Source organism: Flavobacterium cheongpyeongense, assembly GCF_003202435.1.
Taxonomy (GTDB): Bacteria; Bacteroidota; Bacteroidia; order Flavobacteriales; family Flavobacteriaceae; genus Flavobacterium; species Flavobacterium cheongpyeongense.
This window is the reverse complement of sequence record NZ_QJHK01000037.1, coordinates 1-7,860: the sequence shown is the minus strand read 5'-3', so window position 1 is coordinate 7,860 and position 7,860 is coordinate 1. Positions and strand designations below refer to the sequence as shown.

The 7,860-nt window shown below is 36.2% G+C and carries 7 protein-coding genes and 1 pseudogene; 2 read left to right on the top strand and 6 right to left on the bottom strand.

Annotated elements, in window-relative coordinates; genetic code table 11:
• The 5 genes from DMB65_RS21720 to DMB65_RS21705 form a co-directional block, all read right to left on the bottom strand.
• The coding region (locus DMB65_RS21720; RefSeq protein WP_196239585.1) for a SprB repeat-containing protein at positions 1-1,660 on the bottom strand (1,660 nt) is incomplete at its 3' end.
• Between the two features lie 562 nt (positions 1,661-2,222).
• On the bottom strand, positions 2,223-2,426 hold the full coding sequence (locus tag DMB65_RS22730; RefSeq protein WP_394336127.1) for a hypothetical protein: 204 nt from the start codon (positions 2,424-2,426) through the stop codon (positions 2,223-2,225).
• Positions 2,427-2,458: 32 nt separating this feature from the next.
• Positions 2,459-2,614 carry a transposase gene (locus tag DMB65_RS22725; RefSeq protein ID WP_394336126.1) on the bottom strand — a complete coding sequence of 52 codons (156 nt, stop codon included), beginning with the start codon at positions 2,612-2,614 and terminating at the stop codon, positions 2,459-2,461.
• Between the two features lie 82 nt (positions 2,615-2,696).
• Complete coding sequence (locus DMB65_RS21710) at positions 2,697-4,322, bottom strand: hypothetical protein (protein WP_110308713.1); 1,626 nt, start codon at positions 4,320-4,322, stop codon at positions 2,697-2,699.
• Positions 4,319-4,951: a hypothetical protein gene (locus DMB65_RS21705; RefSeq protein WP_110308712.1), complete on the bottom strand. Its 633-nt coding sequence runs from the start codon at positions 4,949-4,951 to the stop codon at positions 4,319-4,321. Before DMB65_RS21705 ends, DMB65_RS21710 begins: the two co-directional genes overlap by 4 nt.
• A gap of 175 nt (positions 4,952-5,126) precedes the next feature.
• Here DMB65_RS21705 and DMB65_RS21700 point away from each other — a divergent pair, with 175 nt between their 5' ends.
• Positions 5,127-5,528 carry a helix-turn-helix domain-containing protein gene (locus DMB65_RS21700; protein WP_110308714.1) on the top strand — a complete coding sequence of 134 codons (402 nt, stop codon included), beginning with the start codon at positions 5,127-5,129 and terminating at the stop codon, positions 5,526-5,528.
• Positions 5,529-5,895: 367 nt separating this feature from the next.
• Positions 5,896-7,740: a DEAD/DEAH box helicase family protein gene (locus DMB65_RS21695; RefSeq protein WP_110308711.1), complete on the top strand. Its 1,845-nt coding sequence runs from the start codon at positions 5,896-5,898 to the stop codon at positions 7,738-7,740.
• A 1-nt stretch (position 7,741) separates the two neighbouring features.
• On the opposite strand, the pseudogene DMB65_RS21690 reads toward DMB65_RS21695, so the two are convergent.
• Positions 7,742-7,860: pseudogene (locus DMB65_RS21690) on the bottom strand (IS1595 family transposase); the annotation flags it as partial.

The window sequence follows — 7,860 nt, the reverse complement described above, 5'->3', positions numbered from 1 at the left end:
AGTTGTTAGCATCGGTTACAGTACATGTCCATGTACCAGGAGTTAGACCTGTTACAGAAGTTGTACCATCACCAGTTGGGTTACCCGGAGTCCAGTTATAGGTATATCCACCTGCACCTCCTGTAGGAGTATTAATTGAAGCCGCTCCGTTCGAGCCACCATTACAAGATACATTTGTTTGTGAAGCCGCAGTAGCTACTAGAGCTGTTGGTTGTGTAATAATAAAGTCAACGGTAGTAGTACAGTTGTTAGCATCGGTTACAGTACATGTCCATGTACCAGGAGTTAGACCTGTTACAGAAGTTGTACCATCACCAGTTGGGTTACCCGGAGTCCAGTTATAGGTATATCCACCTGTACCTCCTGTAGGCGTATTAATTGAAGCCGCTCCGTTCGAGCCACCATTACAAGATACATTGGTTTGTGAAGCCGCAGCAGCTATTAGAGCTGTAGGTTGTGTAATAGTAAAGTCTCGAGTAGCGGTACATCCGTTAGCATCCGTTACCGTTACCGTATATGTTCCTGCACTTAATCCGGTTGCTGTAGCAGCTGTTCCACCCGAAGGCGACCATGAGTAGGTATATCCACCAGCACCACCCGAAGCAGTCACTGAAGCTGAACCATTAGATCCACCATTACATGAAACATCTGTTTGAGATGCTACGACAGCGTTTGGCGCCGAGTAGACATTTAGAAAATCTGAAGGTGAACTATTTTCACTTGGGCTGGAGGCAACAGTTCTTATCTTGTAGTTAGCACCTCCAACAGTAGATATTGGAATTACAGCTGATAATTGACTCGCACTTACGACAGTAGTCGTTAAAAATGTCCCAGGAAAATTTCCGTTTACATCTGATAATTCCAATTTGTAGGAATTTCCTGTATTTCGCACTACAGCGTCTGAAAAATTAACAGTCACATTACTTCCAGAACAAATAGGATTAGGACCAGGTGAATAGGATACAAATTGACTTCCAAAAAGTTTGAAAGGCATCCCTACCTGGTATGCGCCATTAGTTAAGGTGCCTGTAAAAGCGGTAGTATTAAACTGCTTTGCATCTCCTGTATTACCAGTGCCTAAAATACTAATTGACGGAGCAAATGGCCCAGAAGCCAATGTGCCTGTTAACCCCCATTCGATCCAATGTGTTCCAGGTTGAATTATGGCACCAATCGAAATCCGTATTCTCATTATCGGACGATTATTCGTGAGCAAACTAACGTTTTCTTGAACTCGATAGCAATTTGTAAAATCAGTCAAGATCATTCGATTAGTGGTAAAATCACCGAATTCTGATATCGCTGTTCCACTGCTAGGATCACTATTCCAAATTTTAACAACACCACTTGTAAACGTAGATGAAACCGAACTTCCAGTTTGGTAAGCAAAAACATCAACATAATCTAAATACCATGGCGCAGAATTAGTAAATTGATCAGTTAAACGTATATTATTGGCGTTGTTTATAGTGTACCCTAATGTACCATATCCTAATGTAACGTTTTGCATTACAGAAACATCTGAACCCCCAAAACCAACAGCGGTATTTGTCGTAAAAGGGCCATTGTCAAATAGTAGCTCTTGCGCTTTTAAATTGTTTGTTATGAATATTTGGATTAAAAACACAACCAAGAACAATTTGAAAAATTTAGAATTCATAAGAATTTGTAGTTTTACGTTAATTTTAAATATTCACTTCCCTTTTTTAATATCTCACTTTATTAAATTTATTTATGTCGAAAACCTTACTATACCATTACAATAATTTCTTCTTCTCTTAGTGTCAACTGGTATTTTTGGATTGCTTTAATTAATAAACTATTTTAGAAATCTGATTGGCTCCCATTACCGAATAGTTGGTTCCTCCAGTTACGTCAATAGCTGTTTCCATAACATTAAGGACCATTTGCCCAATCGATGCCTACTAATGAAAGTGTAAGTTTAGCACTGATAATATCAACAAACTTCAATTGTAATTCGTTTTTAAACTTTGATATTTAATAAAAAAAGCCACTACATAAAATGAATATAAAGTCATTTTTTATAAGCGAGGGAATATTTTTTTAATTTGCTGGCAAATGTATAAAATACTTTATAAATGTTAAAATCGATTTGTATTATTTACTTTTTTTCTCTTTCTTTGATTTTAATCAATCCTGTCCTAAATAAAATTACGGCATATCAAATTCGGTCATTTCATTGTGTTTAGCCTTTGAAATGGTCATTTTTCAAAAAAAAACTGTATGTTTTCCGGGGGAGGCTCTATGTGTTCTTCAAATGGTTTATCTAGCCATTTTTGTAAGTCAATTTTAACAAAAGATTCAAACGTATAAAAGCTACTACATAAATACCAGTCAAATTTTGATTGAGCTTTTAGTGCTTTTAGAATGAGAATGGCAATTAAAGTTGTCCAGATTTGAATCATAACCACATTTTTGGATGTTCCTATAAACGATTTTATGTGAAGTAACTGCGCTTTATATCTCTGAAAAAGATTTCTACTTCCCAACGGCTTTTGTATAACTCCCCAATGGTATTAGGCGACCAATGAAACTGATTTGTAATTAGTTCTATGCTATTTCCAGACAAAATCGTAAACTTTTTTGAGGGCAAAGAATTACTTATCGAGGCCTTTTGTTTCCATAACCCTTCGATTACACTCAGGGTGACAATTGTTTCTGTTTTGCCTCGGATTTTATTCCTCGTCTTCGTCTTTGTCAGAGTATATTAATTTGCCTTCAATGACCAGATGGTGTAATTCGAAGATTAGTTTTTCGACGATGAGGTTCATTTGACTGACCTGTTCTTTGCTGAGTTTTGACAGTTTGTGGTGGAGGCTCATGTGTTTGTCTGTGTAAAGAAAAATGTCTGTCGGGAATTGTTCGAGCAGGTAATGGTATTTTCTTATGTCGGGGTCTGCGTAGCTGCACAGCTGCCATAAGGATTGCGCGGACAGGTAATGGGGCAGGTAGTATGTTTTGACGAAAATATAGGTTCTGCAAAACGACAGGAAAAACAATGCAAACAGGTAGTCTAAACCCTGGTAGTTTTGTTTGGGATTGCCGGCTATTGCAAAAAACTGGAAAGCCACATTTTTGGCTGCTTTATAGTGAAAATACAAATCGGCGTGCGAGGGCTCGAAGGGGGCTTCCCAATGCAAATCCGGGTGGTATGGGTTGGATGACCAGATGAGGTTCTGTTCCTGAATAATGCCGGAAAAGAAATGCTGATACTGATACAGATTGTTCTGAATCCAGTAACGGCTGTGGCTTAATAGTACAAAATCGTATTGGTCGCCCAATTTGCTTTTGAGGGAGTGGGTTAGGGTTCTTACTTTTTCGTTGCCAACGGTATCGGCAATAAGCAGCAGGTAATAGGTTGTTTTTTCGCCGTAAGTGATTTGATGGAAGGCGTAAATTTGCTCGACTTCTACCGAATTTAGGATGTTTTCGATGGTGGCGTCAAGGATGCTCTCTTTTGGTTTGTTCTCAATTTGACAGGGAACTTCGTGTTTTTTAGCGGCTTCTTTTTTGATTTGTTTCTTTAATTCATCAAAACGTTCTGTGGCTAGGCGAAGCAGATTTTGTTCGCTGTTTTCAACTGCCTGATACATTTCGTCTTTATAGATTGCATCACCCTCTGAAGCTGCTTGTTTGGCTTTTTCAAAAAGGGCTGTCAGGAAATAGTGGTTCCGGTTGTTTTGGACAAAGTATTTTTGAATTTCCGGAATGCATGCGGTCAGGTTGCGGATTCTTTCGTCGAGACTTAGGGTGCAGCAAGTGTTTCCGGTATAGAGTTCTTCTAAACATTGGAGGTCGTATTCCAGCAGTCTGGCATAAGAGGTGAAAACACTGTTTGAAGCGCCTTCTGCCATGAGGTTTTTAATCTGCCATTTCTGAAGTTCGTGATCGTGGTAGAAATTGTTTTGATAGGCATTCAATTTCTTCTTGTATTTTTTCCATTCTCCTGTACTGAAAACAGCCTCTTCTAATTCTTCATTTTGATAGATTACAGCAGCCGGACGGCAGTAAAACGCAGTGAAAGGTGCTCCTAAAGCATACTGATGATGTAGTTTTGAAGAATAGATAAAACAGACATTGATTTGGTACTGAGTTTTCACTTTGGCTACCCATTTGCTCTGCCGAAGCTCCTGGACAGAGGTATTTTTTTCGGTATGAATAATGAGTTGTGAAAACAGGGGCGAAGGTTCTCCGGTAAAAAATACCTGAACGATGGTATGCTGACTCACCAACTGGCGCAGGATGTTTGCTAGATATTCGTTTTGGAGTTTTGGAAATGAAAGTTTTGCTGCTGTTTTCATATTGTTGTGGTTTTAAGGTTTTGGTCCGGATGGTTGAAATAGACATATACTGATTCTGTAAACAGTCTGGTCATGGCAAACCAAACCATTAGGTCGAAGTGTTCCTGCAGTTCAGGGTCATTCTCCAGCAGTATGGCGTTTTGTGTGTCAAAATTGAAGTGCTGTATTTTTTGCCGATACTTTTTATAATAACCTACTCCTGTGACTGTGATTACCACAAGGAGCAATTCGTTTATGAACTCTGAGGCGGTAATCGATTTTAAAATATACCGGAGACTGTCAAAATGCTTGTGAGTCGGATTTGGGTTTTCTTTTAGGTCATCACAAAAGTATACCAGTACCTGCATACACGAAAGAATTCCTGCTGTTTTGACGTCCTGTTTGTTAGTATCAGGGATTTCCAGATTGCCTGAAAGCAGTTCTTCTAAGTCGTATTGCTGCAAGAGGTCGGGATAGTTGTCGAATATTCTATTGACAGCGGGGTTTTTGAGTTTTTCGAGCAGTGCTGTAATTCCTTTTTCGAGTTTCATTTTTTCCGGATGCTGCAAAAATATATTCAATGCTGTCTTTGCCTGTGCCGGTGTTATTATGAGTGTTTTTTCTGTCTTACCGTTTTTATTCTTTTTCATAGTGAGTAGCTTACGATTCACGAACGAAGTTCTATTCTTTCAAAAGGATAAACTATTCCTGATTTGGATATACTATCTGACAAAGGGATATTTTACGGATATTTTTTTATCTTTGAAATTCACACTTTTTAATGCAGATGGCTTTATCTTTGAGCCTTCAGAAATTGTACTCGATATGGAACAAAAAATACATCAGGGAAGAAACGTAAAGCGTTTCAGAGAAATGCTTAACATCAAGCAGGAGGCATTGGCTTATGATCTGGGAGAAGACTGGAATCAGAAGAAAATCTCTATGCTGGAGCAGAAAGATGTAATTGAGGATAGTCTGCTAAAACAAATCTCAGCGGTATTAAAAATTCCGGTTGAGGCTTTTCAGAATTTTGATGAGGAGCAGGCTGTGAATGTTATTGCAAATACTTATTCCTTTCAAGACTTTAAGGATAATGCGGTTGCTTCCGGATTTAGCTACCAACCTTCTTTCAATCCGGTTGATAAAGTGATTGAACTTTATGAGCGATTGGTTCAGGCTGAGAAGGATAAGGTTGAATATTTGGAGAAATTATTGAAAGGGAGATAATCTTAATAAGATATATTAATTTAAAAGAGAGACTGTAATAGTTTCTCTTTTTTTATGGAATTGTTTCTACTGTTCATTGTTCTTTTATGTCGAACAACGGCACAAAGGTATGCCGATTTCATGAGGGCTAGGATTTTGGATTTAAAGGAATTTTTAGTTTAAAAGTGAACTTGCTTATCTTTTACAATCTCCTAATATATTAAGTTCACAATCATGTGTAAGCTTGCGTCAATATTAGAGAACTAGATGATTTTAGCCCATAATGCAAAAAAAATAATAGTCAAAAATGGATAAATAAAAGCAGTCATAAAAGAAAAATTAAAAGAATTAAAATACTATTTTTGAAGATTATCATATTTTTTAATAAATGTCAACAAAGTTTTTTACTAATAAAGACGCTAATAGCCTAATTAACAAATTTAAAGGAGTTTTTGAGCATCAAAATGTACATTATTTTGACGCTCTAATCGGTTATTTTAGAGCATCTGGTTATTTTAATTTAAGGCCATTTTTGGAAAATGTTCCCGAAATTAGAATCTTGGTAGGTATCAACGTTGACGAATTATCTTCTGAAGCTAAGCGGAAAGGACAGCTCTATCTAGAAAATACAGATAGAACAAAAGAAGAATATCTGAATTTTGTAGCCGAAGATATTGCTAAAGCTTCTTACAAGAAAGAAACAGAAGAAGGAATTATCCAATTTATAGAAGATATTATCTCTAAAAAAGTGATAATTAAGGCTCATGGAAAAAGAGCATTGCATGCTAAAATCTATATTTTTCGTCCCGAGCCATTCAACGAACACACGAGCGGTAGTGTTATAACAGGTTCATCGAATCTAACCGAAGCAGGTTTAGGAACTAATAATGATTCAAATTATGAATTCAATGTCCTATTGAAAGATTTCGAAGATGTAAAATTTGCTACAAACGAATTCGAGGAATTATGGTCGGAAGCTACAGAATTATTACCTGCAGATATAAAGGGACTTAAAAAGAAAACCTATCTAAATGCTGATATTACACCTTATGAGTTATATATTAAAATGCTCATTGAATATTTTGGAGATGCAGTAATTCGAGACAAAATTTCCGGTAAAGACTTACCTGAAGGATATACAAATCTCCAATACCAAGCAGATGCAGTTGTAGAAGGTTTTGATAAATTAATGAAACACAATGGTTTTATCCTTGCGGATGTAGTTGGTTTGGGTAAAACGATAATTGCGACTCGTATTATTAAAAAATATATAGAGAAAAACGGTTACAATACCAAAGTGTTAGTAGTTTATCCAAATGCTTTGGAAATCAACTGGAAAAATACCGTTAAAGATTTTGGATTAGGAAACTATATTCAATTTATTTCAAATGGTAGTTTGCATAAAATTATTGACGGGGACAATGCTAATTACCACAATCCCGAAGATTACGATTTAATTGTTGTTGATGAAGCCCATAAATTCAGAACCTCTAGTTCTAATATGTATGGCTTATTAGAGTTGATTTGTAAAACTCCGAGAATTACGGTTGGAAATGATATTAACCGTAAGAAAAAGGTAATGTTGATTACGGCAACTCCATTAAACAATCGTCCGGACGATATTGCGAATCAAATTTATTTATTTCAGGATGCTCGTAAATCAACCATTGAAGGTGTTCCAAATCTGCAATCCTTCTTTTCGCATAAGGCAGAGGAATATAAAAAGCTATATAAAATAAAGGATCATAGCGAATTGATTCAAAAGGTTAAAGATATTTATCTACCAATTCGCGATAAAATTTTTACCGAATTAGTAATTCGTCGTACAAGAGCCGATATCAAAAATATCAAACGATATAATGAAGATATTACTTCGCAGGGAATGTCTTTCCCTGAAGTAAATGATCCGAAAAAAATTGAATACCATTTTGATGATAATTTAGAGCAATTATTTTTTAGCACTGTAACTAGTTTGGTTGATGATTTGGGCTATTACCGTTACAGGGCTATTGAATTCATTAATGATGAATTTGCTGATCTTTATGAGAATGCGCAACTCATTTCGCGTCAGCTTTCCATGATTATGAAAACCCAAATGGTAAAACGTTTGGAGAGTAGTTTCTTTGCTTTCAAAAGTTCATTAAATCGCTTTTATGTTTCCAATCAACGTATGATTGAAATGTTTGAAAACGACAAGATTTTTGTGGCTCCTGATTTGGATTTAAATAATTGAGTTATGCACTTAATATCTGTTTTATATTTTTTTGATATATCGGTTTTGCATTTACCATTCTTTCTATGGATTTATGAAAAATACTTGTTTTAAATTGAGAACGGTTTATCCTAAAACAAA